Consider the following 25,940-nt stretch of genomic DNA (forward strand, 5'->3'; position numbering starts at 1 on the left):
GAATTTTGACTAGCATGACGGGATCAAGACTAGGACGACCATTATCTGGACTATAGGTATCTTCTACCAAGTCATAGATAAAGTCAAAATCAACCTTTGAATCTACTTGTCGAAGAAAGTGATCTTTTGGGACCAATTCGTCTATTGTATAGAAACCATATTGCTTACGGTTATAATCAGGTTTTTCTTTGTGAAACATAGGGAACACCTCACAACTTTTCTTACCTCTATTATACGACTTTACAAAAAGAAAAGCCCTTAGAAACTTGGGTTCTAAGGACTTTGTCTTCAATCTGAAAGAGGCTCAAGCCTCTTTTTATTATAGTTGATTGAATCTAGAATAGTACGCTAAGGATTCTAAAACGTTTTTAGAAATTAATTTGACTTTCCTAATCTCTTTGTTCATATATTATTTCAATCCACTATATTTCAAATAACTTAATCCCACTTACCATTCAAAATATCTTTCAGAAACTTTTTAGGAATCCAGAAAGAATGCTTGGTGATTCGTCTTCCATCAGGAAGAGGATTCGTATCTGAGAGTTTTCCTTTTCCTACAAAAACATTTTTTTCAATCTCATAATAAGAGTTTGATGCATGAATTTTGGTGAACAAGAACTTATTCACTTTGCTTTGAGGAAAGTTTGTCGAAACACCTTTTTTTGTCTGAGTTAACTGTACCCCTTCATTAATTATGGTACGTGTTTCATTCCAGACACGTTTGGCTTCATCGACTAAACGTTCAGGAAATCCCCAAAACTTCACTTGACTTAAAACATATTCTCCTTTTTCTCCTTCTTTAAATACAACAAACATATAGCGTTTGTCACAAACTTCTTGGAAAACATGAGATTCTTCCCAGTTATCATTTTTTGCTAATTCTATAAAATTATAAACTTTAAACGGCGAGTCTTGGCTGGGAAGTCCCTCTTTATTCACAATAATAACTCTAAGATTCATATTGGCTTTCTGGAATTCCTGGGTATTTTCTAAATCACCAGTAATACCAATCATTTTACGAATCAGTAAATTATTTCTAGATTTTGAGCGACGAGGAACATCGAACGCATTATATAAGTCCTCTGTCTTCCATCCTTCATACTTCAAAATTTTTTCTTCAATAAGCTGGGTAAATGTTTTTTTCGTTCCTTTTGCAGTAGCCAAAACACTTTCTTGATCTGATTGATTAAATATTTTATGATTAATCAGATAAGTCATGTAACTAGGTTTCAATTCCCAAGCTCTTTGCTTGGCTAATTCATCACTAAAAGGTTGGTTTCTCCAGTCTTTTTCCTTACCGGCTCCTTTTGTACAAGTCGATAAATAGTTACCATCCGATTCAGATAATTCGTGCGCTCGTCCCTCTTTAATTTTCTGTGTGATTCGAGCATAATCATCTAAGATAACATTCATATCTTCCTCAAACCATTCAAAAAGGAAAACTTTTTCAATCATATAATCAAAAACTGTGTTTTCAGGAATCAAACCATTATAAAACAGTAAAAGTATTTTTGAACATTTTTTCCACAGGTGTGATTGATAGAAATCATCCAAATTCTCTTCAAAATAATTGATAATCGTTAAGACCAGCCTTTCTTTTGCAGAGATAGTTCCATTTTTATTAATTTTAAATGGAGTCACCTTAAGCTCTACACCAATTTTTTCAAAATCGGCTGCTGCATTACTATTAGGCTGATATCCATAATAATATCGTTCTATATAGTTCGCATACTTCCCCTTTGATGATGGTTTAATCTCTTTTTTCTCATACTCATTAACTTCTTGATTTTGATAGTCCTCGTATGTTTTATAGAGAGATTGATTATACTCTTCCATAACATCAGCAAATTTTCTATTCAAAAGTTGGTGAGAGTAATTTATAACACTGTCAATATCTTCATCATTATAGTTAAATAAATTTTGTTCCATTCTTTTCTCCTACTCTCTATATTATATCAAATTAAATATACAGCAAACATTATTACTTGATCAATTTTTAAAAATAGTATATAATGGACTAAACTGAAAAATTAAGGAGAAAAGATGAAAGTTCTCGAACTATTTGCTGGGGTCGGGGGATTCCGAATAGGATTAGAAAAAGCTGATAAAAAGTTCTTTGAAACAAAGTGGGCAAACCAGTGGGAACCGTCTCGTAAATCTCAAGATGCATTTGAGGTCTATGACTATCATTTCCCTAACAGTGAGAATATCAATATTAGTATCTCTGAAATTAGCGATGAAGATTTTTCAAAAATGGATGCAGATATGATTGTAGGTGGTTTTCCTTGTCAAGATTATTCTGTCGCTAGAAGCAAAAAAAATGAAAAAGGCATCGAAGGGAAAAAAGGAGTTCTCTTTTGGGAAATCATTCGTGCTACTGAAAACATTAAACCTAAATATCTTATCCTCGAAAATGTCGATAGATTGCTAAAAGCTCCTTCTAAACAACGAGGAAGAGACTTCGCAATCATGCTAACAGCCTTCAATAATTTGGGATATTCAGTTGAATGGAGAGTTATCAATGCGGCTGATTACGGACGAAGCCAAAGACGTCGTCGTGTTTTCTTTTTCGTTTATCGTAATGATACTAAATTTGCGAAATCAGTTGATGGACAATACGAAAATAATGAATCAGTAGCTGAAGAACATAAATATGATGAGTATTTATTTCAAACAGGTTTATTTGCGACTCAATTTCCAATAAAAAACATTCCAGTTAAAAATAGACATGTTTTTCATGAATTTGGAGATGATATCGTAGAGGTATCTGATAATTTTACAGGTACTGTTTGGAACACAGGTATTATGAGGTATGGAAAATACTACTCTATTGATACAGAACCTAACTTTAACGGAAGACCAATTACACTAGGTGAAATTCTTCAGGATGAAGAGGAAGTATCTGAGAAATATTTTATTACAGACCCAGCAAAATTGGAAAAATTCCAATTTCTAAGAGGACCAAAACGAATAGAACGTACTTCTGCCGACGGTCATACTTATATCTATTCTGAAGGAAGAATGGCTCCTTATGACGATTTAAATTTACCTGGTCGTACTATGTTAACTTCGGAAGGTACTGTTAATCGTTCTACTCATTTTCTTAAAGTTAATGGCAAATACCGTCTAATAACTCCAGTTGAAGCAGAACGCCTTCAAGATTTCCCAGATAATTGGACAGCTAAAAAGAAATTAGCTGACGGATCTATTGTTGACGTTTCTGATAAAATGAGAATGTTTTTTATGGGAAATGCCTTGGTTACTGAGATTGTTAAAAAAATTGGAATTTATATTAAAAAATGGGAGGAAAAGTATGGGAGCGAGTAAAGAGGACTGGTTAAATATATTTGATATGCTCTCTGATTCTGTCAGCCAATCTAATAAATGTTTAAACGAATACCTTGAAGAGTTTATATCTATTAATATTACTAAAGGAATTACAGGGAAACAAAATAGGATTAAATCAAATGTTAGCTTTGTGGAAAAACTAGTCAGAAATGATTATTTAAATAAGTGGGATTATATTATAGGGGAGGATGAAAAAAATAAGAAAACTCTTAGTAGAAATTTACCAGATTTTATTGGCTATAGAATTAATACATTATTTTTTAATGAAGAGGAGCAACTAGCTAAGAAGTTAATCGAGTTTTTAAACAAAAAGCAAAATATTGAAATTCCAGCCGATCAATTAAATCCACATAATCAACAAGCAAATGGTCACCCGATAATGAAGTTCCAGGGACTTATTAAATCTGTAGATGATCCGGAACTAGAATTTGGATTTGAAATACAAATTAAATCATCTATTCATAATTTATGGGGTGAAGTTGAACATGGTTCAATTTATAAACCGAATAATTTTGATTTTCGTATTAAAGAAAAAAAGAAAAATGTTGAGGAAATCTGGAACACTCTAACTAGTTGCGATAGACAACTATATCTATTAAAAAAAGAAATATACAAAAAAGAGGATTTATTAAAACAATTACTTACGATTTATCTTGAACAAGCAAACTTGGTAGAACCTCTAAACTCTCACTATTTTTATTCAATTTTCTTTAATGTGTTTATTCATATAAATATTTCTGATTTAGAAGAGTTATTATCTCAGTTGATGACTAAAAAAAGTATAGAATTAAAAATAGACTATTCTTTTACAAATTTACATTCAAATCAGTTCTACCAACAGTTGAGAGAACTAATTTCAGTTTTACTTCTCCCAGACGAAATAATAACAATTAAAAAAATTTTTGATTTTTGTTTTAACAGCATCACAGATACTGAATTCTTAGATCTCATAATTTTTTCTATTATAGAAAATTCTGGTTTAAATTTGGAAGAAGAAACAGAAAACGAAGGTTTTGATGTTGATGATGAAGAGGAAGACGATCATAAAGACCATACGCGTTTACTATTAACATTGTTAGAGACAAAAGGATTTAAAATAAAAAGGATAAAATAAAATGATAGAGAATAAAATTAATCAAGTCCATACAGAATTCGATGGAATTGAATCAAAAAATATTACTATTGATGATTTGATTACAGTAACAAAAGTTGATGTTTTCAATTCTAGCAATTTCACAGGTTATCAGAGAGAAATTAATGAGAAACATGTTTTAAAAATAGAAAATTACATCACTGAAGAATTTGCAAAAGGTAATTTCCTTTTTCCGAGTCCTATCATTTGTTCTTTACGAGATGAGGAAATAGGGACTTTATATATAGTTGATGGTCAACATAGAGTCCAAGCATTTAAAAACATCAAAAATAAAAATAGTGAATTATATAATAAAATTAAGGATTTTGAACTTAATATTATTACTTTAATAAAACCAACTTTAAAGTTAGAGGTTGAGACATTTATAACTATTAACAAGACCTCAAAAAAAGTTGATACCTCCTTAGCACTTATAGCTAAGACATTACACTCTGAATTAAAAGAGAGTCAAGTTTCGGCAATAAAACAATATATTTTAGTAGAGACTGCTCGTAAAATGGATAGTTCTAAAGATTCATGTTTTTATAATAATATTGCTTGGGAAGGCACACCGAGGGCAACAGGGAAGTTAATTTCTCTAAACTCGTTTGTCAGAGCTTATATGCCAATTGTTAATTATTTAAAAAATAATAATTTTATTGATATAAATAATCTTGCAAAATTAAATGAATACATAGAATTTTGCTTTGAGATTATCAATACTATTTGGGTTTCTTTCAAGAATAAATGGCCACAGCTATTTCTAAAAGAAGGGGACAATAGTATTATTCAAGGGACTATAGGATCAAGCGCAATTATTAAATTTATATACAATTATTTACAAAATAATCCTCTTGAAACAAATGATAAACTAAATTTGTTAACAGAAATCAGAATTGCAATTAAAAAAATAAATTCTTCGTCTGACTACTGGCTTCCAAATGGCTTATACTCAAGTTATTCTTCTGGAGCTGGCCATACTATTATTTCTAAAATTTTGATAGATAGTTTAGATAGTTAAAGTGAGTATTTTTGAGATACCAATTTATAACTCAATATAACAACAGTTTTAATTTATACAATTTTATTCATGAAAATAACAAAAAACTGAGCTAAACTCAATTTTAAGAAAAATGAAGTAAGTAAATCTTCCCACAATAAAACGCATATTATCAAGGTTTTTCAACAGCTGATATTATGCGTTTTTTCTAATTTAAAAGTCTTTTTGTTCAGCCTCTTTTTTTACTCTAGTGCTTTATTATTCTATTCACTAAATCTTAAAAAATAGCCATCTGGGTCTAAAACTGCAAATTCATGAGGATAGATATATTGTTCACCAACACGAAATTCTCTTTTGGTCAAAGGACGATGAATAGGATAGTTAGACTCTATTACTTTCTGATAGAGTCGAGGGACATCCTCTATGCCGAAGGAGATGTTGACTCCACGACCAAAGGGGTAGGTCAGTTCAACTAATTCATCCTTTGTTCCCTCCTCTAGCATTAGTTGGCAATCTTCAAGCGATAAGAAGAGGAAGTTTTCTTCTGGTCGCTCGTATTCGATAGTAAAACCTAGTAAATCACAGTAGAAGGAACGAGACTGTTCTATATTTGATACCATAAACTCGGGAATAACTGCATTGTAGTCCATAAAGAAAATCCTTATAATTCAATCTCCAAGACAATCGGTGTATGGTCTTGGCGAGCGCCTGAATCTATCATATCTGACTTGGTAACTTTGTCTGCTACACGGTTACTTGTGAGCCAGTAGTCGATTCTCCAGCCTGTGTTGTTGATTTTTGAAGTTTTGCTGCGTTGGGCCCACCAAGTGTAGCGTTCTGGAACATCGCCATGGATATGGCGGAAGGTATCTGTAAATCCTTTGGCTAAAAGGTTTGTAAATCCTTCACGTTCTTCGTCTGTGAAACCTGGTGAACGACGGTTGCTTGCTGGGTTGGCAAGGTCAATTTCCTTGTGGGCAACGTTGTAGTCACCTGTAGCAAGAACTGGTTTTTTCTTGTCTAACTCAGCCAAGTATTCCGCATATTTGACGTCCCAGACTTGACGTTCTTCCAAGCGTTTGAGTCCATCACCTGCATTTGGTGTGTAGACTTGAGTCACGAAAAATTTATCAAATTCAAGAGTAATGATGCGACCTTCCAAGTCCATAGTTGAAGGTGCGCCAATTTCTGGGAAGCTGATGATTGGAGTTAGTTCTTTCTTATAGAGGAACATGGTTCCAGCATAGCCTTTACGGGCGGGCTCTTGAGAGGAACGCCAGGTGTTTTCGTAGCCTGGGAAGAGTTCTTCCAGTACCTCAAGGTGTTTTTTAGTAGGACCTTTAGCTGAAAGCTTGGTTTCTTGGATAGCGATGATATCAGCGTCTTCGGCTACCAAAGCTTGGAGAACGTCTTGAGACAATTTCGCACGCGCAGAATCACTCGTCAACGCTGCATTGAGGGAATCAATGTTCCATGAGATCAGTTTCATAGTGTGTACCTTTTCATTCAGATTATAGACAATATTATACCAGAAAAAGAAGTATTTCCCCAGCGTATAGTTTGAAAAATCAAGGTCATTCCTTTATAATAAAGAATGATTTATGTAAAGGATTGAAAATAAATGAAATTTTACTCATATGAATATGTCTTGAGCCAGATTGGCCAACAAAATAGTGTCATGATTGGCTTTGGAGTATTCTTGCTTGCCATCACTGGATTTTTTGCTTTTAAGGCTTACCGCGACCATCGAGGAACCAAGTTTCGCGAGTTGGTGATGATCTCGTCTTTGGCTTTACTGGCTGTCATTCTCGGGATTATATCTACATATCAGTCAAATCAAGCTTCCAACAACCAATTTCAAACTTCACTTCACTTTATAGAAGTTGTTTCTGAGGATTTAGGGGTGGATAAATCAGAGGTCTACGTCAATACTTCTGCAACGACAGATGGTACCCTTCTCAAGGTAGGAGACAAATTCTACCGTGCCTTAAGTGGCAGTGAGCCGGATAAATATCTCTTGGAAAAACTTGACTTGTATCAAACAAGTGACATTGAATTAGTGGAGGCAAACAAATGACATTTAACTATATCGAAATTCTTATTAAACTGGCTTTAGGTCTTGTATCTCTTGTCTTTGTTATCAATGTGACAGGGAAGGGAAATCTAGCGCCCAACTCAGCAATTGACCAAATCCAAAACTATGTTCTTGGGGGAATCATCGGTGGGGTTATCTATAGTAGCTCTATTACCATCCTTCAGTATGCAGAGATCTTGATTATGTGGACGATTTTAGTTTTGCTTCTCAAGTGGCTTACGAATAACGTTGGCTTTGTAAAACAAATGATTGACGGGAAACCAACTTTACTCATCAAAAATGGGGAAATCGATCCAGAAGCCTGTCGATCTGTTGGCTTATCAGCTTCTGACGTAGCCCTTAAACTTCGTAGCCAAGGTATCTTCCAGCTTAAAGAAGTCAAGCGTGCTGTACGAGAACAAAACGGTCAGCTGATTGTAGTACAAAATGGAGATGAAAATCCTAAGTTTCCTGTCATCACAGATGGTGTCATTCAGTCGGATGTCCTCGATACTCTCAGCTTAACGGAAGAATGGCTCATAGATCATCTGAATAAGCAAGGGTATGATAATGTGGCCAATATCTTTATCGCTGAGTATGACAAGGGTCAACTAAGTGTCGTCACCTATGAATAAGAAAAACCTGGGGTTCATGCCTCAGGTTTCCATTTGTCATTAGAAAGGAATTTTATGTCCATCATCCAAAAACTCTGGTGGTTTTTTAAATTAGAAAAACGCCGTTACCTAGTTGGAATTGTAGCTTTGGTTTTGGTTTCTGTACTAAATCTCATCCCACCTATGGTCATGGGGCGCGTGATCGATGCCATCACTTCGGGACGATTAACACAAGATGAGCTCCTGCTTCATCTCTTTTATCTCCTGCTGGCAGCTTTCGGGATGTATTATCTGCGTTACGTTTGGCGCATGTATATACTAGGGACCTCCTACCGACTTGGACAAATCATGCGTTCAAGACTATTTGAGCACTTTACAAAAATGTCTCCCGCTTTTTATCAGAGTTATCGGACTGGGGATTTGATGGCTCACGCAACCAATGATATCAATGCTCTGACTCGTCTAGCAGGTGGGGGTGTCATGTCTGCAGTGGATGCTTCTATCACAGCCTTGGTGACTTTATTGACTATGCTCTTTAGCATCTCATGGCAGATGACCTTGGTTGCCATTCTACCTTTGCCGTTTATGGCCTATGGGACTAGTCGTCTGGGGAGAAAGACCCATAAGGCTTTCGGAGAATCACAAGCAGCCTTTTCTGAACTTAATAATAAGGTTCAAGAGTCTGTATCGGGTATCAAGGTAACCAAGTCCTTTGGCTATCAGTCTGATGAATTGGCATCTTTCCAGGAAGTCAATGATTTGACCTTCCAAAAGAATCTGCAAACCATGAAATATGATAGTCTCTTTGACCCGATGGTTTTGCTCTTTGTTGGTTCTTCTTATGCCTTAACTCTCTTAGTTGGTGCCTTTATGGTGCAAGCGGGACAAGTAACCGTTGGTAATCTGGTCACCTTTATTTCTTACTTGGATATGTTGGTCTGGCCCTTGATGGCGATTGGTTTCCTCTTTAATATTACTCAAAGAGGAAAAGTTTCCTACCAACGTATCGAAAGTCTCTTGTCCAAAGAGTCACCTGTGAACGATCCGGAGTCTCCACTTGATGGGATTGAAAATGGGCGCTTGGACTATGCTATTGATAGTTTTGCCTTTGAAGACGAGGAGACGCTGAGAGATATACATTTTAGTCTTGAAAAAGGGCAAACTCTAGGCTTGGTTGGGCAGACTGGTTCAGGAAAAACAGCTTTGATTAAGTTGCTCCTACGTGAGTATGACGTTGATCAAGGAGCCATTTATCTAAATGGTCACGATATTCGTGCCTATCGACTAGCTGACTTACGTAGTTTGATGGGATACGTTCCACAGGACCAATTTCTTTTTGCCAGTTCTATCATAGATAATATTCGCTTTGGAAATCCCGACCTACCTTTCTCAGCAGTAGAAGAAGCGACTCAGTTGGCTCAAGTCTATCAAGACATTCAAGCCATGCCTGAGGGATTTGATACAGTTATCGGGGAAAAAGGTGTTAGTCTATCTGGTGGACAAAAGCAACGTCTGGCTATGAGTCGGGCTATGATTTTAAATCCTGATATCTTGATTTTAGATGATTCCTTGTCAGCTGTGGATGCTAAGACAGAGTTCGCAATCATCGATAATCTCAAGGAAACTCGCAAAGATAAAACGACCATCATCACTGCCCATCGTCTTAGTGCAGTTGTTCATGCTGATTTGATCTTGGTTATGCAAAATGGTCGCATCATTGAACGAGGCACTCATGAAGACTTACTCGCCTTGGATGGTTGGTATGCCCAAACCTACCAGTCTCAACAGTTAGAAATGAAAGGAGAAGAAGATGCGGAATAAACAAGAACAATGGGCTGTATTGAAGCGTTTGTTGTCTTATCTCAAGCCCTATAGTCTCCTAACCTTTTTAGCACTTGCTTTTCTCCTTGCGACGACTGTTATTAAAAGCGTAATTCCCCTAGTAGCTTCCCACTTTATCGACCAGTATCTAAACAATCTCAATCAGCTTGCCGTTACAGTTCTGCTAGTTTACTATGGGCTTTACATTCTTCAAACCATTGTCCAATATGTGGGGAATCTCCTTTTTGCGCGCGTGTCCTACAGCATCGTTAGAGATATCCGACGTGATGCCTTTGCCAATATGGAGAAGCTAGGCATGTCTTACTTTGATAAAACGCCTGCAGGTTCTATCGTTTCACGTTTGACCAATGACACTGAGACTATTAGTGATATGTTCTCAGGGATCTTATCCAGCTTTATCTCGGCAGTCTTTATCTTTGTGACAACCCTTTATACCATGCTTATTTTGGATTATCGTCTGACAGTTTTAGTCTTGCTCTTTCTACCTTTGATTTTCCTTTTGGTCAATCTCTACCGAAAAAAATCGGTCAAGGTCATTGAAAAAACCAGAAGTCTCTTGTCAGATATCAACAGTAAGCTGGCAGAAAATATCGAAGGGATTCGCATTATTCAAGCCTTTAATCAAGAAAAACGCCTACAAGAAGAGTTTGATGAGATAAATCAGGAACACCTGGTCTATGCTAATCGTTCAGTAGCCTTGGACTCCCTCTTTTTACGTCCGGCTATGAGTTTGTTGAAGTTGTTGGGTTATGCGGTTTTGATGGCTTACTTCGGCTATCGTGGTCTCTATCTAGGCATAACGGCAGGTACCATGTATGCCTTTATCCAGTACATCAATCGTCTCTTTGATCCCCTCATCGAGGTAACGCAAAACTTTTCTACCCTTCAGACATCCATGGTGTCAGCAGGTCGTGTCTTTGCACTTATCGATGAGACCAACTATGAACCGGTCCAAGAAAATGGACAAGCGGAGATTAGAGAAGGAAATATCCGTTTTGAACATGTGTCCTTCTCTTATGACGGAAAACACCAGATTCTCGATGATATTTCCTTTACCGTCAATAAAGGTGAAACTATCGCCTTTGTCGGGCATACTGGCTCTGGGAAATCCTCTATCATCAATGTTCTTATGCGCTTTTATGAATTCCAGTCTGGTCGGGTTTTACTTGATGGTGTGGATATTCGTAAGTATAGTCAAGAGGAGTTGAGAAAAAATATCGGTCTGGTCCTACAGGAACCTTTCCTCTATCATGGAACCATCAAGTCCAATATCGCTATGTACCAAGATATCAGCGATGACCAAGTCAAGGCTGCGGCAGAATTTGTCGATGCAGATTCATTTATTCAGGATCTTCCTTTGGGCTATGATGCCCCTGTGTCTGAGCGTGGTTCGAGTTTCTCAACCGGGCAACGTCAGCTGCTTGCTTTTGCTAGAACTGTTGCCAGTCAACCGAAAATACTGATTTTGGATGAAGCGACAGCTAATATTGATTCTGAAACAGAAGCTCTGGTCCAAAATTCTCTAGCCAAGATGAGACAGGGCCGGACGACCATTGCCATTGCCCATCGTCTTTCTACCATTCAGGATGCTAACTGTATCTATGTCCTAGATAAGGGACGAATCATCGAGAGCGGCACACACGAGGAACTTTTGGCCTTAGGAGGAACCTATCACAAGATGTATAGTTTACAGGCAGGGGCTCTTTCTTAGAGAAGAATTCCTTTAAAATACAGATTTCTTGCACTGCCTCTTTCATTTTGTGGTATAATGTAGAATGTTTAAAGATTACATATTAAAAAATAGAGGAGAATGTGCATGCTGAAATGGGATGAACTACCTCAGGAGATGCAATTGAGCGAGGTAAAACCATACTACCAGCTCGTCTCTAGAAGAAAAGGTTCACTGATTCTCAAGCGTTGTCTAGATTTGTTTCTAGCCTTGGTCTTGTTAGTCTTGACTTCACCCGTATTTCTGATTCTAAGCATTTGGATTAAGCTAGATAGCAAGGGTCCAGTCATTTACAAGCAAGTCCGGGTAACCCAGTACAACCGACATTTCAAGATTTGGAAATTCCGGACCATGGTGACCGATGCGGACAAGAAAGGAAGTCTAGTAACTTCTGCCAATGACAGCCGCATCACCAAGGTTGGAAATTTCATTCGCCGTGTTCGTTTGGATGAACTTCCACAATTGGTCAATGTTCTCAAAGGAGAGATGTCCTTTGTGGGAACTCGTCCAGAAGTACCACGCTACACAGAGCAGTACAGCCCAGAAATGATGGCTACCTTGCTCTTGCCAGCAGGGATTACATCGCTTGCCAGCATTAACTATAAGGACGAGGATGCCATTATCAGTCAAATGACTGCAAAAGGTATGTCCGTTGACCAGGCTTATGTGGAAAGAGTCCTTCCAGAGAAAATGCACTTTAACCTAGCCTACCTACGTGATTTTAATTTCTTCGGAGATATCAAGATCATGTTCCAGACTGTAGTTGAAGTTTTAAAATAAAGTAGTCACAAGAGTGAATACAGTAAAAGGAGTAAATCAATGACAAAGTATAATATTCCATTTTCACCACCCGATATTACCGAAGCTGAAATTGCTGAAGTAGCTGATACCCTTCGTTCTGGTTGGATTACAACAGGTCCTAAGACAAAAGAATTGGAACGACGTTTATCTCTCTATACTCAGACACCTAAGACAGTCTGCCTCAACTCTGCAACAGCAGCTCTTGAATTGATTTTGCGCGTGCTTGAAGTAGGACCTGGTGATGAAGTTATCGTTCCAGCTATGACTTATACAGCATCATGTAGTGTTATCACTCACGTAGGTGCGACACCAGTTATGGTTGATATCCAAGCTGATACCTTTGAAATGGACTATGACAAGCTTGAACAAGCTATTACTGAGAAGACAAAGGTTATTATTCCAGTTGAACTTGCAGGGATTATCTGTGACTATGACCGTTTATTCCAAGTTGTTGAGAAGAAACGTGACCTCTTTACAGCGGCTAGCAAGTGGCAAAAGGCCTTTAACCGTATTGTGATTGTCTCTGATAGTGCCCACGCTTTGGGTTCAACCTATAAAGGACAACCAGCTGGTTCCATTGCAGACTTTACATCATTCTCTTTCCACGCAGTTAAGAATTTTACAACTGCTGAAGGGGGAAGTGCGACCTGGAAAGCTAATCCAGCTATTGATGATGAAGAAATGTACAAGGAATTCCAGATTCTTTCCCTTCATGGTCAAACAAAAGATGCTCTTGCCAAGATGCAACTGGGTTCATGGGAATACGATATCGTAACACCTGCCTACAAGTGCAACATGACAGATATCATGGCTTCGCTTGGTCTGGTTCAGTTGGACCGTTATCCTGCTTTGCTACAACGTCGTAAGGACATCGTAGATCGCTATGACCGTGGATTTGCAGGGACTCGAATCCATCCATTGGCTCATGAGACAGATACAGTAGAATCTTGTCGTCACCTCTACATCACCCATGTAGAAGGAGCAAGTCTCGAGCAACGTAATCAAATTATCCAAGAATTGGCCAAGGCAGGAATTGCAAGTAATGTTCACTACAAACCGCTTCCTCTTTTGACAGCCTATAAGAATCTAGGATTTGACATGGCTGATTATCCACGAGCTTATGCTTTCTTTGTAAATGAAATTACACTACCACTTCACACGAAATTAACGGATGAAGAAGTAGATTATATCATCGAAACTTTTGTCAGAGTTTCTGAAGAAGTTCTAGGTGCTTCAGAAAAATAATTAAAAAAATTAGTAAAAAATTAGTGAAAACGGTTGACAAAGAAAAAACAATAACATATAATTAACTCAACAAATCAGAAAAGTAATTATTTTTAATCTTCAGGGAGCCTGTGGTTACTGTGAACAGGTGGTTGGAACTAGTGAAATTGGGCTGATTTTAAAAGTGAATTTGAAACAATGAAAATTCGGTAGGCACACCTTACAGTGCAACTTGTTGTTAGACAAGGCAGAGATGTAAAGGGGATATTCTCTTTACAAATGAGGTGGTACCGCGTTACGAACGCCCTCACATGGAAGTAAATTCCGTGTGTGGGCTTTTTTCTATCCGTCATTTTATTTATCTTTTATTAGGGCGTTAAGTCGCTTTGATGAACTTGAGTTCTATCTACAGCTCCTTGCCTACTACTAAAAGCAAATAAAAAACCGGATTCATACAGAAGGAGGAAAATTTTATGACAACAAAAGGATATTTTGGACAATTTGGTGGTAGTTTTGTACCAGAACCAATTCAGGCTTTATTAGATGAGTTGGAAGTGACTTTTGATAAATACAAGGACGATCCAGAGTTTTTGGCAGAATATCGTCATTACTTAAAAGATTATTCAGGCCGTGAGACTCCGCTCTATTTTGCAGAAAGTTTGACGGATTATCTAGGTGGGGCTAAGATTTATCTCAAACGTGAAGATCTTAACCACCTTGGTTCACACAAACTTAACAATGTCCTTGGACAGATCCTTCTTGCTAAACGTATGGGGAAAAAACGTGTGATTGCAGAGACAGGAGCTGGTCAGCATGGTGTTGCAACAGCTGCAGCTGCGGCTAAATTTGGTATGACATGTGATGTCTACATGGGGGCAGAAGATGTGGAACGTCAACGCCTCAATGTCTTCCGTATGGAGATGATGGGAGCAACTGTTCACGCAGTTGAAACAGGTACTCGTACCCTCAAAGATGCGGTAGATGCAGCCTTTGGAGCATGGATGAATGACCTTGATGCTTTCTACGTTTTAGGTTCAGCTGTAGGACCTCACCCTTATCCAACGATTGTTCATGAATTCCAAAAAGTGATTAGTGAAGAGTCTCGACGTCAGATCTTGGAAAAAGAAGGACGTTTGCCAGACTACGTCATTGCCTGTGTGGGTGGTGGTTCTAATGCCATCGGTGCCTTCTCGCAGTATGTAGCTGATGAAGAAGTTAAATTGGTTGGGGTAGAAGCTGCTGGTCACGGTTTAGATACCGACAAACACGCGGCAACAATGACCAAGGGTAGTGTAGGAATTGTCGATGGAATGAAAACCTATGCAGTCTTTGGTGAAGATGGAAATGTTGCACCTGTTTACTCTATCTCTGCTGGTTTAGACTATCCAGGGGTTGGACCAGAACACGCCTTCTTTAAAGACTCTGGTCGTGTAGAATATGTTGCAGCGACTGATGAAGAAGCTGTCCAAGCCTTGCTTTTACTTAGCAAGACTGAAGGAATTATCCCAGCTATTGAAAGCTCCCATGCTATCGCTGAAGCAGTCAAACGAGCACCAAAACTAAGTAAAGATGAGATTATCATCATCAATGTCTCTGGTCGTGGAGACAAGGACGTAGCTGCTATTGCAGACTACCTTGAAGCTAAAAAATAAAAGATGGAAAAGATACAGAGATTTCTCTCACAGAGAGCTTGTGGTTGCTGAAAACAAGCAGAGAAAGCTGTAAGGTTGGGTCCGTCTGAAATGAGAGAAGAAAACATGATTCTCAAGGGAGTGCCCTTTATCGCACAACCTGTTACAGGAAGGTTCTGAGACAGGAATGAGAGATAGGAGAAATCCTATAATTGAGGTGGCACCACGAATTTCGTCCTCACGCAAGTTATTTTGCGTGGGGATTTTTTGTAGAATCAACACGGAATTTAAGAAGAACTGAAAGGGAAATTACAATGGAACGAATCATTCATGGAGATGTTTTATCACCAATCTTGGCTTATATGCGTTTGAACGGACAACACAAGGTCATACTTGAAAGTATCCCAAGAGAAAAGGAAAATGCTCGTTTTTCTATCTTAGCCTATAACCCAGTTTTTGAAATTAAGTTCGAAAATGGAGTCCTTTATCAAAATGGACAAGAGATTGATCGTGATCCTTTGGATTTCCTCTATGAGGTTACTCATAAGAGCCAGCACCATTCAGACCTACCTTTTGGTGGTGGAGCTATTGGCTTTGTTGGTTACGATATGATTTCGCTCTATGAAGAAATTGGTCAAATCCCTGAGGATACCATTGGGACGCCAGACATGCATTTCTTTGTCTATGAGAGCTATATGGTCTTTGACCACAAGAAGGAAAAAATCCATGTCATCGAGGATGCTCTCTACAGTGAACGTAGTAATGAAGAACTAGAAGTGGCTTTAGATCAGGTTTTAGAAGAGTTGAAAATCCCTGCTCCAAATGAATTTGAAGATTTGGATTTATCACCACTTGACTTCAAACCCCATATCGCTCCTCAGAAGTTTGAGGAAATGGTGGAAACAGCTCGCGACTTGATTCGTAACGGAGATATGTTCCAATGCGTGCTCAGTCAGCGCTTCTCCGCAGAAGTAACTGGAAATCCTTTTGACTTTTACAGAAATCTCCGCGTGACTAATCCATCAAATTACCTCTATTTCTATGATTTTGGAGATTATCAAATCATCGGTGCCAGTCCTGAGAGCTTGGTTTCCGTCAAGAATGGTGTCGTGACAACCAATCCAATTGCAGGTACGCGACCTAGAGGTGCCAATGACGAGGAAGATGCGACTTTAGCAAATGATCTACTTTCTGATGAAAAGGAAACGGCAGAACACCGAATGTTGGTGGACTTGGGACGAAATGATATCGGTAGAATTGCTGAAACAGCCAGTGTCCAAGTAACTAAGTATATGGAAGTCGAACTTTTCCGCTATGTCATGCATTTGACCAGCGTGGTTAAAGGACGTTTATCACCAGAATTAACTGCAATGGATGCCTTGAAGGCGACTCTTCCGGCAGGAACAGTATCGGGAGCACCAAAGATTCGGGCCATGAAACGCATCTATGAACTAGAAACAGAGAAGCGAGGCGTATATGCAGGAGCTATCGGTTACCTATCAGCAACTGGAGATATGGATTTCGCCATTGCAATTCGAACCATGATTCTTAAAAATAAAACAGCCTACGTACAGGCTGGTGCAGGAATTGTTTATGATTCCATCGCTCAGAACGAATACCAAGAAACGATTAACAAAGCTAAATCTATGACAAGAATAGGAGAACTAAGACTATGATCTTATTGATTGATAATTATGATTCATTTACCTATAACCTGGCTCAATATATCGGGAATTTCGCAGAAGTTCAGGTTTTGAGAAATGATGATTCAAACCTTTATGAAGAAGCTACAAAGGCAGATGGACTGGTCTTTTCTCCTGGTCCAGGTTGGCCAGCTGATGCTGGGAAAATGGAAGAAATGATTCGTGATTTTGCAGGTAAGAAACCTATTCTAGGTATTTGTTTGGGGCACCAAGCCATTGCAGAAGTCTTTGGTGGTAAGTTGGGATTGGCTCCTAAAGTTATGCACGGTAAACAAAGCCAGATTCGGTTTGAGACTCCATCCGTTCTCTATCAAGGGATTGAGGACAATCGTCCAGTCATGCGTTACCACAGTATTTTAATCGAAGAGATGCCAGAAGAGTTTGAAGTGACAGCTCGTTCGACAGATGACCAAGCCATTATGGGTATTCAACACAAAACTCTTCCGATTTATGGTTTTCAGTATCATCCAGAAAGTATTGGAACGCCAGATGGCCTATCTTCTATTCAGAATTTTGTCGAGAAAGTTGTAAAGTGAGGAACACAAAATGAAAGAAATTATTGAAAAATTAGCGAACTTTGAAGATCTATCAAGTGTTGAAATGACAGATGTGATCGAACGCATCGTGACAGGGCGAGTGACAGAAGCACAAATTGCTTCACTACTTTTAGCCCTTAAGATGAAGGGAGAAACACCTGAAGAAAGAACAGCCCTCGCTCAAGTCATGAGAGGACATGCTCAACACATTCCAACAAATATTCAAGATGCTATGGATAACTGTGGTACAGGTGGAGATAAGTCATTTAGCTTTAACATCTCTACAACTGCAGCCTTTGTCTTGGCAGGTGGTGGAATTCACATGGCTAAACATGGAAATCGTTCTATCTCTTCTAAATCTGGTTCAGCAGATGTCTTGCAAGCTTTGGGGATCAATATTGACCTCAAGCCAGCACAATTGGGTAAGGTATTTGATCAAACAGGAATCGTCTTTCTCTTTGCAAAAAACATGCACCCAGCCATGAAATACATTATGCCAGCTCGTTTGGAGTTGGGAATTCCAACTATCATGAATTTGACAGGTCCACTCATTCACCCAATGGTCTTGGAAACACAGCTTCTAGGAATCAGTCGTCCTGAACTTCTGGAAAGTACTGCTCAGGTTTTGAAAAACATGGGTCGCAAACGTGCTATCGTAGTAGCTGGTCCAGAAGGATTGGATGAAGCTGGTTTGAATGGAACTACCAGCATTGCCCTTCTTGAAAATGGAGAAATCACTTTGTCAACCTTTACTCCTGAAGATTTGGGAATGGAACGCATTGCTATTGAGGACATTCGTGGTGGTAATGCTCATGAGAATGCAGCCATCCTTGTCAGCGTTCTTAATAACGAACCAAGTCCATTCTTGGAAACAACAGTCTTAAATGCTGGCCTTGGTTTTTATGCCAATGGTAAAGCAGACAGTATCAAGGACGGAGTTGAATTGGCACGTCAAGTGATTGCCAGTGGTAAGGCTCTTGAAAAACTTAGACTATTACAGGAGTACCAAAGATGAGTCAGGAATTTTTGTCACGTATCCTAGAGCAAAAGGCGCGTGAAGTTGAAACGATGGAACGAGAGGAACTTCGTCCCCTGCGAGCAAGTTATCGCTTAGCTGAATATTTGAAAAACCATCAGGACCGTTTGCAAATCATTGCAGAGGTCAAGAAGGCTAGTCCAAGTATGGGTGATATCAATCTGGATGTGGATATTGTTCAACAGGCCAAGACTTACGAGGCTAACGGCGCTGTTATGATTTCTGTTCTGACAGATGAAGTTTTCTTCAAAGGTCATTTGGATTATCTTCGTGAGATTTCCAGTCAAGTACAGATTCCAACGCTGAACAAGGATTTTATTATCGATGAAAAGCAAATCATCCGTGCTCGCAATGCAGGTGCGACAGTTATCTTGCTCATCGTAGCGGCTTTGTCAGAAGAACGCCTCAAGGAACTGTATGACTATGCGACAGAGCTAGGTCTAGAAGTTTTGGTGGAAACTCATAATCTAGCAGAGCTAGAAGTTGCCCACCGTCTTGGCGCTCAAATTATCGGTGTCAACAATCGCAATTTGACCACCTTTGAAGTTGACTTGCAGACAAGTGTAGACTTGGCCAAATACTTCAAGGACGATTGCTTCTACATTTCTGAATCTGCTATTTTTACAGAAGCAGATGCGAACCGAGTCGCACCCTACTTTAATGGAATTTTGGTAGGAACAGCTCTCATGCAAGCAGAAGATGTCGCCCAGAGAATCAAGGAGTTGCAGATTGACAAAGGTTAAGATTTGTGGACTATCGACCAAAGGAGCAGTAGAGGTAGCTGTGTCGGCTGGAGCAGACTACATCGGTTTTGTCTTCGCTCCTAGCAAAAGACAGGTGACCTTGGAACAAGCAATAGAACTGGCTGAGATTATTCCTACAAATGTAAAAAAAGTTGGGGTATTTGTTTCACCAAGTCGGGAAGAACTACTAGAAGCGATTGAAAAGATTGGTTTGGACTTAGTTCAAATTCATGGTCAGGTGGCGGATGATTTGTTTGAGAATTTACCTTGTGCCAGCATTCAGGCTGTTCAGGTGGATGGAGATGGTCATGTACCCAATTCTCGGGCAGATTATCTCCTCTTTGATGCACCTGTGGCAGGGAGTGGTCAAACCTTTGACTGGGGTCAACTGGATACGACAGAACTATCTCAGCCTTTCTTCATCGCAGGCGGGCTCAATGAGGATAATGTAGAAGAAGCAATTCAACACTTTACTCCCTATGCAGTAGATGTATCAAGTGGAGTAGAATCAAACGGACAAAAAGATCATGAAAAGATTAGAAGATTTATAGAGAGGGTAAAACATGGCATATCAAGAACCAAATAAAGATGGATTTTACGGGAAATTCGGTGGACGTTTTGTCCCAGAAACATTGATGACAGCAGTATTGGAATTGGAAGAGGCTTATCGTGAAAGTCAGGCAGATCCAAGTTTCCAAGAAGAGTTAAACCAACTTTTGCGCCAGTATGTAGGACGTGAAACTCCCCTTTACTACGCAAAAAACTTGACCCAGCATATCGGCGGAGCCAAGATTTACCTCAAACGTGAAGACCTCAACCATACAGGTGCCCACAAGATTAACAATGCCTTGGGACAAGTTCTTCTGGCTAAACGCATGGGCAAAAAGAAAATTATTGCTGAAACAGGTGCCGGTCAACATGGTGTGGCAACTGCAACTGCTGCGGCCCTCTTTAACATGGAATGTACCATCTATATGGGTGAGGAAGATGTCAAACGCCAAGCCCTTAATGTCTTTCGTATGGAACTTTTGGGTGCCAAGGTAGAAGCTGTGACAGATGGTTCTCGAGTGCTCAAGGATGCAGTCAATGCAGCCCTTCGTTCTTGGGTAGCCAATATCGATGACACTCATTATATCCTTGGTTCTGCCTTAGGCCCCCACCCTTTCCCAGAAATTGTTCGTGACTTCCAAAGTGTCATCGGACGCGAAGCTAAACAACAGTACCGTGACTTGACAGGGCAAGATTTGCCAGATGCCCTAGTAGCCTGTGTTGGTGGAGGTTCTAATGCTATCGGTCTCTTCCATCCATTTGTGGAAGATGAGTCAGTGGCTATGTATGGAGCTGAAGCAGCAGGACTAGGTGTGGATACAGAGCATCATGCAGCAACCTTGACCAAGGGTAGACCAGGAGTTCTCCACGGTTCGCTCATGGATGTGCTCCAAGATGCTCATGGTCAAATTTTAGAAGCCTTCTCTATCTCAGCAGGTTTAGACTACCCAGGTATCGGTCCAGAACATTCTCATTACCACGATATCAAGCGCGCGACCTATGTTCCTGTGACAGATGAGGAAGCCTTGGAAGGATTCCAACTCTTGTCTCGTGTGGAAGGGATTATCCCAGCTTTGGAGTCTAGTCACGCTATCGCCTTTGCGGTGAAATTAGCCAAAGAACTTGGTCCAGACAAGTCTATGATTGTCTGTCTATCAGGTCGCGGGGACAAGGATGTAGTTCAAGTCAAAGACCGTTTGGAAGCAGACGCAGCAAAGAAGGGAGAAGCTCATGCCTAAGACACTAACAGAAAAATTGAACGCTATCAAAACAACTGGAAAGGGAATTTTTGTTCCCTATATCATGGCTGGAGACCACGAAAAAGGTTTGAATGGTCTCGGTGAAACAATTCACTTCTTAGAAGATCTGGGTGTGTCTGCCATTGAGGTGGGAGTTCCCTTCTCGGATCCGGTTGCAGATGGTCCTGTTATCGAAGAAGCTGGTTTGCGCAGTCTAGCTCGCGGAACCTCTACCCAGGCTTTGGTTGAAACCTTGAAAACCATTGAAACAGAAATTCCGCTTGTCATCATGACCTACTTTAACCCCCTCTTTCAGTACGGTGTGGAGAAATTGGTTAAAGATCTTGCTGATACAGCAGTCAAGGGCTTGATTATTCCAGACCTCCCTCATGAACATGCCAACTTTGTAGAGCCTTTTTTGGCAGGTACAGACATTGCTTTGATTCCTCTAGTCAGCTTGACGACAGGAATTGACCGTCAAAAGGAACTCATTGAAGGGGCAGAAGGATTTGTCTATGCCGTTGCTATCAATGGGGTAACAGGGAAATCAGGAAATTACCGAGATGATTTGGATAAGCACTTGGCTCAACTTCACCAAGTGGCTGACATTCCAGTTTTGACAGGATTTGGTGTATCCACTCAGGCTGATGTGGAACGCTTCAATGCTGTATCAGACGGTGTTATCGTCGGTTCCAAGATTGTTAAGGCTCTGCATGAAGGACAAGTAGCAGAAATCGCTGACTTTATCCGAGAAGCAGTAGCTTACCAAAAATAATCACACAAGCAGCAAGCAAGAGGAAGGGCACAAAAGGAAGTCTTTCCTTTTTCTTTAGTAGGAGAAAGGCTAGAATGCCAGTTGTGGAAGCAAATTGGATGAGAATCAGAATTTCTGTAAGTGTAAAGACGAGTGCACAAGAGGCTAGAAAGAGAAAATCACCTGCTCCTATGCGAATATCGATGAAATGAGCAATGATTCCAAGAATCAAGAAGAAAGCCATGGCCAGATTCCAATTACAGCAAGCCATGAGAACTAGGTGGAAAGTCAGCCAGACTAGCAAGGGATATTCTTGATGGCGGATGTCGTAGATGCCTAAAGTCAAGCCAGTGGTGATCAAAATGACTTGACCTAAAGTTAGAAATCCCAAAGAAAAAGTTAAAAAGAGCAATCCCAAGCACAACTCAAAGAAAGCATACCAGAAAGGATATCGTACCTTGCAATAGCGACAGCGAAAGCGATGGACTACTTGAGAGACAATTGGAATCAAATCCAGTGGTCTCAAACGAGTCTGACAAGAATCACAGTGACTAGCAGGAAAGACGATGGATTGTTCAGGGAAGCGATCGATGACTAAGCCTAGAAAGGAAGCAAGAATCGTTCCAACAAGAAAAAAGTAAAGATGAATCATACTTATTTATTCGGAAAAAATAAGAGAAAGAGTATAATAGTTGGATATAGGAGAAGTTTTAGGAACAAATATGAAAATTCACTTTGAAAAAGGACTTCAGTTAGAAAATGCCCGACTCATTAGCCAGTGGTCTAATGCTTTGGGAGAAAGTTTTCAGAAACAATGGATGGGTCCAAAAATTTATTATCCCTTAATTGCTCAATCCTTACAAAAGCTGGAAGGAAATTTTTCCATTTTTGAAGGACAAGAGTTTGTAGGCATCATCCAGAAAATCAGGCTAGAAGACAGGAATCTTCATATCGGGAGATTTTTTATCAATCCCCAGAAACAGGGGCAGGGGTTAGGTAGCCAGGCTTTAAGGAAATTTGTTAGTTTGGCCTTTGAAAATGAAGACATAGATACTATTTCTCTAAATGTCTACGAGGCAAATCAAACAGCTTATAATCTTTACCAAAAAGAGGGATTTGAAATCGTTCAAATGGTTGAAGTACCTATACGAAAATACATCATGAAAAAGGTCAGATAGAACATAAATAACTTCGAGGAACTGTCCCCTTACAATTTTTAATTCTCAAACTTGTTGCAGAGAAATTTTCTTGATAAAATAGATACATGACTAGATATAAAGCTATAATTTCTTATGATGGCTACGCTTTTGCTGGTTTTCAACGGCAACCTCACGCGCGTAGTGTCCAAGAGGAAATTGAAAAAACTTTAACAAAATTAAATAAGGGACAAGCTATTACCATTCATGGCGCTGGGCGAACGGATAGTGGTGTTCATGCATTAGGTCAGGTCATCCACTTTGATCTTCCCTATCAGATGGATGAGGAGAAACTTCGCTTTGCTCTTGATACCCAAAGTCCTGAAGATATCGATGTGATTTCGATTGAGATAGTGGCTGCCGATTTTCATTGCCGCTATGCCAAGCATAGCAAGACCTACGAGTTTATCGTAGATAGAGGACGTCCTAAAAATCCTATGCGTCGTCATTATGCGACTCATTATCCCTATCCACTAGATGTGGAGCGGATGCAGCTTGCTGTAAAAAAACTGGAGGGAACACATGACTTTACTGGTTTTACAGCATCAGGGACTAGCGTGGAGGATAAGGTTCGGACGATCACGGAAGCTAGCCTTAGAGTTGATGAAACAGGACAGTTTTTGACCTTTACTTTCTCTGGCAATGGTTTCCTCTATAAGCAGATTCGAAATATGGTCGGAACTCTGCTTAAAATTGGTAACAATCGGATGCCGATTGAACAAATTGACCTTATCTTGGAGAAAAAAGACAGACAGTTGGCAGGCCCAACTGCAGCGCCTAATGGTTTGTATTTGAAGGAGATTCGTTATGAAGAATAATCGTATTTTAGCACTGTCAGGAAATGATATTTTTAGCGGGGGTGGCTTAGCGGCTGACCTTGCCACCTATACTTTAAATGGTTTGCATGGTTTTGTAGCCATGACTTGTCTAACTGCTCTGACTGAAAATGGTTTTGAAGTCTTTACGACAGATGAAATTATTTTCCAACAACAGTTAGATAGTCTCAAGAGTGTAGATTTTGCATCTATTAAAATTGGTCTTTTACCGACTGTTGGTGTTGCTGAGAAAGCTTTGAATTTCATTAAGGAACGATCAGGAGTTCCTGTAGTCTTAGACCCTGTATTGGTTTGTAAGGAAACGCACGACGTTGCAGTCAGCGAGCTCTGTCAAGAGTTGATTCGCTTTTTCCCTTATGTATCAGTGATTACTCCGAATCTTCCTGAGGCAGAGTTGCTTGCAGACCAAAAGATTGAAAGTCTGGAAGACATGAAGGCTGCAGCGCAGAAATTACATGACTTGGGTGCACCAGCAGTGATTATCAAGGGTGGAAATCGCCTCAGTCAGGATAAGGCTGTGGATGTCTTTTATGATGGAGAGAATTTTACCATTCTTGAAAATCCAGTCATTCAAGGACAAAATGCTGGTGCAGGATGTACCTTTGCATCAAGTATTGCTAGTCAGTTAGTCAAGGGAGAGGAACTATTACCAGCAATTGAAACTTCCAAAGCCTTTGTTTACCGTGCCATTGCACAAGCAGATCAATATGGAGTGAGACAGTATGAAGCAAACCAAAACAACTAAAATTGCCCTAGTATCCATCTTGGCAGCTAGTTCTGTCGTATTGGGGTATTTTATAAAAATCCCGACACCAACTGGATTTCTAACACTTTTGGACGTTGGAGTCTTCTTCACAGCCTTTTACTTTGGCAGTCGTGAAGGGGCCGTTGTTGGAGGTTTAGCAGGATTTCTTATTGACCTCATTTCAGGCTACCCTCAGTGGATGATTTTTAGCTTAATTAACCATGGTTTCCAAGGTTATTTCGCAGGCTTTAAAGGGAAATGGCAATGGCTAGGCTTAGTCTTAGCGACTTTATTCATGGTAGCTGGTTATGCCTTGGCATCAGCTTGGATGAATGGTTGGGGTGCAGCTATTCCAGAAATTATTCCAAATCTCATGCAAAATATCGTTGGAATGACTTTAGGATTTCTTCTTTGTCATAGTGTAAAGAAATTCAGATAATAGTGAAAAAGGAAACCTACCCCGAACTATTAGGGAACTATTGAAAAAACTCTGATTATTTGCTAAAATGAAAGCTATGAAAACACTCTACGATGTGCAACAATTTCTCAAACAGTTTGGCATTATTGTCTATATGGGGAAACGTCTCTATGACATTGAACTGATGAAGATCGAGCTATCTCGAATCTATGATGCAGGCTTGATGGACAAGCTGGATTATCTTGAAGCGGAGGCTGTTCTTCGCAGAGAGCACAAACTAGAATTAGACTATTTAGAAAAAAATGGAGATTAAGTAATATGGTAACTTGGGTATTATGGGGACTTATTATAGCGATGTTGGCTTGGATGGGATATAACTATCTTCGCATTCGTCGTGCAGCGAAAATTGTAGACAATGCAGAGTTTGAGTCTTTGATTCGTACAGGTCAGTTGATTGATTTGCGTGATCCAGCTGACTTCCACAGAAAACATATCCTCGGAGCTCGTAATATCCCTTCAAATCAATTGAAGACAAGTCTCGCAGCGCTTCGCAAGGATAAGCCTGTCCTTCTCTATGAAAACCAACGTGCGCAACGTGTCACAAATGCAGCGCTTTTCTTGAAAAAACAAGGTTTCTCAGAAATCTATATCCTCTCTTATGGATTGGATTCTTGGACAGGGAAGGTGAAATCTAATTAACAATGTGAAAAAACTTGTCACATATGTTTAATATAAAGTCTTGGCTTTTTATGGTATAATTGTTAGTATAAAATTTAAGGAGTTTTTTGAAG

General features: G+C 39.5%; 28 protein-coding genes and 1 other annotated feature. Of the genes, 23 read left to right on the top strand and 5 right to left on the bottom strand.

All coding sequences use genetic code 11. From position 1 onward, the window contains the following. The coding region (locus tag QM911_RS02830) for a transposase (RefSeq protein ID WP_414313051.1) at positions 1 to 199 on the bottom strand (199 nt) is incomplete at its 3' end. A gap of 239 nt (positions 200 to 438) precedes the next feature. Further along, on the bottom strand, positions 439 to 1,929 hold the full coding sequence (locus QM911_RS02835) for a Sau3AI family type II restriction endonuclease (RefSeq protein ID WP_414313052.1): 1,491 nt from the start codon (positions 1,927 to 1,929) through the stop codon (positions 439 to 441). Between the two features lie 114 nt (positions 1,930 to 2,043). On the opposite strand from QM911_RS02835, the gene QM911_RS02840 reads away from it, so the two are divergent. The 3 genes from QM911_RS02840 to QM911_RS02850 are packed head-to-tail and all read left to right on the top strand — an operon-like array spanning position 2,044 to position 5,501. Beyond that, the gene (locus QM911_RS02840) at positions 2,044 to 3,327 is read left to right on the top strand and encodes a DNA cytosine methyltransferase (RefSeq protein WP_414313053.1); all 1,284 of its coding nucleotides are present in this window, start codon (positions 2,044 to 2,046) and stop codon (positions 3,325 to 3,327) included. Then, positions 3,314 to 4,462, top strand: coding sequence for a hypothetical protein (locus QM911_RS02845; RefSeq protein WP_414313054.1), 1,149 nt, complete (start codon positions 3,314 to 3,316; stop codon positions 4,460 to 4,462). Before QM911_RS02840 ends, QM911_RS02845 begins: the two co-directional genes overlap by 14 nt. 1 nt (position 4,463) lies before the next feature. Next, positions 4,464 to 5,501 carry a DGQHR domain-containing protein gene (locus QM911_RS02850; RefSeq protein ID WP_414313055.1) on the top strand — a complete coding sequence of 346 codons (1,038 nt, stop codon included), beginning with the start codon at positions 4,464 to 4,466 and terminating at the stop codon, positions 5,499 to 5,501. 242 nt (positions 5,502 to 5,743) lie between these two features. Here QM911_RS02850 and QM911_RS02855 read toward each other — a convergent pair whose 3' ends face one another. Both QM911_RS02855 and QM911_RS02860 read right to left on the bottom strand, forming a co-directional pair. After that, positions 5,744 to 6,130 carry a bleomycin resistance protein gene (locus QM911_RS02855; RefSeq protein WP_414313056.1) on the bottom strand — a complete coding sequence of 129 codons (387 nt, stop codon included), beginning with the start codon at positions 6,128 to 6,130 and terminating at the stop codon, positions 5,744 to 5,746. A gap of 11 nt (positions 6,131 to 6,141) precedes the next feature. Further along, entirely contained in the window at positions 6,142 to 6,969 is an 828-nt protein-coding gene (locus QM911_RS02860; RefSeq protein WP_414313057.1) for an exodeoxyribonuclease III, read from the bottom strand. Positions 6,970 to 7,101: 132 nt separating this feature from the next. Between QM911_RS02860 and QM911_RS02865 the strand changes: the two genes are divergently transcribed. The 14 genes from QM911_RS02865 to trpA all read left to right on the top strand — a co-directional run bounded on the left by QM911_RS02865 (position 7,102) and on the right by trpA (position 21,975). After that, positions 7,102 to 7,557 (top strand): DUF3290 family protein, encoded by a 456-nt coding sequence (locus QM911_RS02865; protein ID WP_414313058.1) that lies wholly within the window; start codon positions 7,102 to 7,104, stop codon positions 7,555 to 7,557. Further along, the gene (locus tag QM911_RS02870) at positions 7,554 to 8,189 is read left to right on the top strand and encodes a DUF421 domain-containing protein (protein WP_414313059.1); all 636 of its coding nucleotides are present in this window, start codon (positions 7,554 to 7,556) and stop codon (positions 8,187 to 8,189) included. Before QM911_RS02865 ends, QM911_RS02870 begins: the two co-directional genes overlap by 4 nt. Positions 8,190 to 8,243: 54 nt before the next feature. Then, positions 8,244 to 9,989: an ABC transporter ATP-binding protein gene (locus QM911_RS02875; RefSeq protein WP_414313060.1), complete on the top strand. Its 1,746-nt coding sequence runs from the start codon at positions 8,244 to 8,246 to the stop codon at positions 9,987 to 9,989. Beyond that, complete coding sequence (locus tag QM911_RS02880) at positions 9,979 to 11,721, top strand: ABC transporter ATP-binding protein (protein WP_414313061.1); 1,743 nt, start codon at positions 9,979 to 9,981, stop codon at positions 11,719 to 11,721. Before QM911_RS02875 ends, QM911_RS02880 begins: the two co-directional genes overlap by 11 nt. Before the next feature lie 105 nt (positions 11,722 to 11,826). Next, positions 11,827 to 12,519: a sugar transferase gene (locus tag QM911_RS02885; RefSeq protein ID WP_414313062.1), complete on the top strand. Its 693-nt coding sequence runs from the start codon at positions 11,827 to 11,829 to the stop codon at positions 12,517 to 12,519. A gap of 39 nt (positions 12,520 to 12,558) precedes the next feature. After that, entirely contained in the window at positions 12,559 to 13,785 is a 1,227-nt protein-coding gene (locus tag QM911_RS02890; RefSeq protein WP_414313063.1) for a DegT/DnrJ/EryC1/StrS family aminotransferase, read from the top strand. Positions 13,786 to 13,845: 60 nt separating this feature from the next. Next, positions 13,846 to 14,076: a binding site (T-box leader), on the top strand. A gap of 161 nt (positions 14,077 to 14,237) precedes the next feature. Beyond that, complete coding sequence (trpB, locus tag QM911_RS02895) at positions 14,238 to 15,416, top strand: tryptophan synthase subunit beta (RefSeq protein ID WP_414313064.1); 1,179 nt, start codon at positions 14,238 to 14,240, stop codon at positions 15,414 to 15,416. 293 nt (positions 15,417 to 15,709) lie between these two features. Next, positions 15,710 to 17,071 carry an anthranilate synthase component I gene (trpE, locus tag QM911_RS02900; RefSeq protein ID WP_414313065.1) on the top strand — a complete coding sequence of 454 codons (1,362 nt, stop codon included), beginning with the start codon at positions 15,710 to 15,712 and terminating at the stop codon, positions 17,069 to 17,071. Further along, positions 17,068 to 17,634 carry an aminodeoxychorismate/anthranilate synthase component II gene (locus QM911_RS02905; protein WP_414313066.1) on the top strand — a complete coding sequence of 189 codons (567 nt, stop codon included), beginning with the start codon at positions 17,068 to 17,070 and terminating at the stop codon, positions 17,632 to 17,634. The genes trpE and QM911_RS02905 overlap by 4 nt, the downstream gene beginning before the upstream one ends. Positions 17,635 to 17,644: 10 nt before the next feature. Then, positions 17,645 to 18,649: an anthranilate phosphoribosyltransferase gene (trpD, locus tag QM911_RS02910; protein WP_006146009.1), complete on the top strand. Its 1,005-nt coding sequence runs from the start codon at positions 17,645 to 17,647 to the stop codon at positions 18,647 to 18,649. Next, positions 18,646 to 19,413 (top strand): indole-3-glycerol phosphate synthase TrpC, encoded by a 768-nt coding sequence (gene trpC / locus QM911_RS02915; RefSeq protein ID WP_414313067.1) that lies wholly within the window; start codon positions 18,646 to 18,648, stop codon positions 19,411 to 19,413. Before trpD ends, trpC begins: the two co-directional genes overlap by 4 nt. Beyond that, positions 19,400 to 19,999 carry a phosphoribosylanthranilate isomerase gene (locus tag QM911_RS02920; protein ID WP_414313068.1) on the top strand — a complete coding sequence of 200 codons (600 nt, stop codon included), beginning with the start codon at positions 19,400 to 19,402 and terminating at the stop codon, positions 19,997 to 19,999. The genes trpC and QM911_RS02920 overlap by 14 nt, the downstream gene beginning before the upstream one ends. Beyond that, positions 19,977 to 21,200, top strand: coding sequence for a tryptophan synthase subunit beta (gene trpB, locus QM911_RS02925; protein WP_070677728.1), 1,224 nt, complete (start codon positions 19,977 to 19,979; stop codon positions 21,198 to 21,200). The genes QM911_RS02920 and trpB (QM911_RS02925) overlap by 23 nt, the downstream gene beginning before the upstream one ends. After that, positions 21,193 to 21,975 (top strand): tryptophan synthase subunit alpha, encoded by a 783-nt coding sequence (gene trpA / locus QM911_RS02930; RefSeq protein ID WP_414313069.1) that lies wholly within the window; start codon positions 21,193 to 21,195, stop codon positions 21,973 to 21,975. Before trpB (QM911_RS02925) ends, trpA begins: the two co-directional genes overlap by 8 nt. Here trpA and QM911_RS02935 read toward each other — a convergent pair. Then, positions 21,944 to 22,606 carry a prepilin peptidase gene (locus QM911_RS02935; RefSeq protein ID WP_414313070.1) on the bottom strand — a complete coding sequence of 221 codons (663 nt, stop codon included), beginning with the start codon at positions 22,604 to 22,606 and terminating at the stop codon, positions 21,944 to 21,946. The genes trpA and QM911_RS02935 overlap by 32 nt on opposite strands. A 70-nt stretch (positions 22,607 to 22,676) precedes the next feature. On the opposite strand from QM911_RS02935, the gene QM911_RS02940 reads away from it, so the two are divergent. The 6 genes from QM911_RS02940 to QM911_RS02965 all read left to right on the top strand — a co-directional run bounded on the left by QM911_RS02940 (position 22,677) and on the right by QM911_RS02965 (position 25,848). Further along, the gene (locus tag QM911_RS02940; RefSeq protein WP_414313105.1) at positions 22,677 to 23,132 is read left to right on the top strand and encodes a GNAT family N-acetyltransferase; all 456 of its coding nucleotides are present in this window, start codon (positions 22,677 to 22,679) and stop codon (positions 23,130 to 23,132) included. Positions 23,133 to 23,218: 86 nt separating this feature from the next. Beyond that, positions 23,219 to 23,968, top strand: coding sequence for a tRNA pseudouridine(38-40) synthase TruA (gene truA / locus QM911_RS02945; protein ID WP_414313071.1), 750 nt, complete (start codon positions 23,219 to 23,221; stop codon positions 23,966 to 23,968). Beyond that, positions 23,958 to 24,731: a bifunctional hydroxymethylpyrimidine kinase/phosphomethylpyrimidine kinase gene (locus QM911_RS02950; protein WP_414313072.1), complete on the top strand. Its 774-nt coding sequence runs from the start codon at positions 23,958 to 23,960 to the stop codon at positions 24,729 to 24,731. The genes truA and QM911_RS02950 overlap by 11 nt, the downstream gene beginning before the upstream one ends. Beyond that, on the top strand, positions 24,709 to 25,170 hold the full coding sequence (locus QM911_RS02955) for an ECF transporter S component (RefSeq protein WP_000814958.1): 462 nt from the start codon (positions 24,709 to 24,711) through the stop codon (positions 25,168 to 25,170). The genes QM911_RS02950 and QM911_RS02955 overlap by 23 nt, the downstream gene beginning before the upstream one ends. A 67-nt stretch (positions 25,171 to 25,237) precedes the next feature. After that, positions 25,238 to 25,462 carry a YqgQ family protein gene (locus QM911_RS02960; RefSeq protein WP_000646475.1) on the top strand — a complete coding sequence of 75 codons (225 nt, stop codon included), beginning with the start codon at positions 25,238 to 25,240 and terminating at the stop codon, positions 25,460 to 25,462. A gap of 5 nt (positions 25,463 to 25,467) precedes the next feature. Continuing rightward, positions 25,468 to 25,848 (top strand): rhodanese-like domain-containing protein, encoded by a 381-nt coding sequence (locus QM911_RS02965; RefSeq protein WP_000259322.1) that lies wholly within the window; start codon positions 25,468 to 25,470, stop codon positions 25,846 to 25,848. Positions 25,849 to 25,940: the final 92 nt, after the last annotated feature.

The organism is Streptococcus infantis (genome assembly GCF_047460825.1).
GTDB lineage: Bacteria > Bacillota > Bacilli > Lactobacillales > Streptococcaceae > Streptococcus > Streptococcus infantis_V.

Excerpts from the sequence above, each read along its gene's own strand:
- QM911_RS02835 (WP_414313052.1), bottom strand. The coding sequence starts at position 1,929 with ATGGAACAAAATTTATTTAACTATAATGATGAAGATATTGACAGTGTT.
- QM911_RS02840 (WP_414313053.1), top strand. The coding sequence starts at position 2,044 with ATGAAAGTTCTCGAACTATTTGCTGGGGTCGGGGGATTCCGAATAGGA.
- QM911_RS02845 (WP_414313054.1), top strand. The coding sequence starts at position 3,314 with ATGGGAGCGAGTAAAGAGGACTGGTTAAATATATTTGATATGCTCTCT.
- QM911_RS02850 (WP_414313055.1), top strand. The coding sequence starts at position 4,464 with ATGATAGAGAATAAAATTAATCAAGTCCATACAGAATTCGATGGAATT.
- QM911_RS02855 (WP_414313056.1), bottom strand. The coding sequence starts at position 6,130 with ATGGACTACAATGCAGTTATTCCCGAGTTTATGGTATCAAATATAGAA.
- QM911_RS02860 (WP_414313057.1), bottom strand. The coding sequence starts at position 6,969 with ATGAAACTGATCTCATGGAACATTGATTCCCTCAATGCAGCGTTGACG.
- QM911_RS02865 (WP_414313058.1), top strand. The coding sequence starts at position 7,102 with ATGAAATTTTACTCATATGAATATGTCTTGAGCCAGATTGGCCAACAA.
- QM911_RS02870 (WP_414313059.1), top strand. The coding sequence starts at position 7,554 with ATGACATTTAACTATATCGAAATTCTTATTAAACTGGCTTTAGGTCTT.
- QM911_RS02875 (WP_414313060.1), top strand. The coding sequence starts at position 8,244 with ATGTCCATCATCCAAAAACTCTGGTGGTTTTTTAAATTAGAAAAACGC.
- QM911_RS02880 (WP_414313061.1), top strand. The coding sequence starts at position 9,979 with ATGCGGAATAAACAAGAACAATGGGCTGTATTGAAGCGTTTGTTGTCT.
- QM911_RS02885 (WP_414313062.1), top strand. The coding sequence starts at position 11,827 with ATGCTGAAATGGGATGAACTACCTCAGGAGATGCAATTGAGCGAGGTA.
- QM911_RS02890 (WP_414313063.1), top strand. The coding sequence starts at position 12,559 with ATGACAAAGTATAATATTCCATTTTCACCACCCGATATTACCGAAGCT.
- trpB (WP_414313064.1), top strand. The coding sequence starts at position 14,238 with ATGACAACAAAAGGATATTTTGGACAATTTGGTGGTAGTTTTGTACCA.
- trpE (WP_414313065.1), top strand. The coding sequence starts at position 15,710 with ATGGAACGAATCATTCATGGAGATGTTTTATCACCAATCTTGGCTTAT.
- QM911_RS02905 (WP_414313066.1), top strand. The coding sequence starts at position 17,068 with ATGATCTTATTGATTGATAATTATGATTCATTTACCTATAACCTGGCT.
- trpD (WP_006146009.1), top strand. The coding sequence starts at position 17,645 with ATGAAAGAAATTATTGAAAAATTAGCGAACTTTGAAGATCTATCAAGT.
- trpC (WP_414313067.1), top strand. The coding sequence starts at position 18,646 with ATGAGTCAGGAATTTTTGTCACGTATCCTAGAGCAAAAGGCGCGTGAA.
- trpB (WP_070677728.1), top strand. The coding sequence starts at position 19,977 with ATGGCATATCAAGAACCAAATAAAGATGGATTTTACGGGAAATTCGGT.
- trpA (WP_414313069.1), top strand. The coding sequence starts at position 21,193 with ATGCCTAAGACACTAACAGAAAAATTGAACGCTATCAAAACAACTGGA.
- QM911_RS02935 (WP_414313070.1), bottom strand. The coding sequence starts at position 22,606 with ATGATTCATCTTTACTTTTTTCTTGTTGGAACGATTCTTGCTTCCTTT.
- QM911_RS02940 (WP_414313105.1), top strand. The coding sequence starts at position 22,677 with ATGAAAATTCACTTTGAAAAAGGACTTCAGTTAGAAAATGCCCGACTC.
- truA (WP_414313071.1), top strand. The coding sequence starts at position 23,219 with ATGACTAGATATAAAGCTATAATTTCTTATGATGGCTACGCTTTTGCT.
- QM911_RS02950 (WP_414313072.1), top strand. The coding sequence starts at position 23,958 with ATGAAGAATAATCGTATTTTAGCACTGTCAGGAAATGATATTTTTAGC.
- QM911_RS02955 (WP_000814958.1), top strand. The coding sequence starts at position 24,709 with ATGAAGCAAACCAAAACAACTAAAATTGCCCTAGTATCCATCTTGGCA.
- QM911_RS02960 (WP_000646475.1), top strand. The coding sequence starts at position 25,238 with ATGAAAGCTATGAAAACACTCTACGATGTGCAACAATTTCTCAAACAG.
- QM911_RS02965 (WP_000259322.1), top strand. The coding sequence starts at position 25,468 with ATGGTAACTTGGGTATTATGGGGACTTATTATAGCGATGTTGGCTTGG.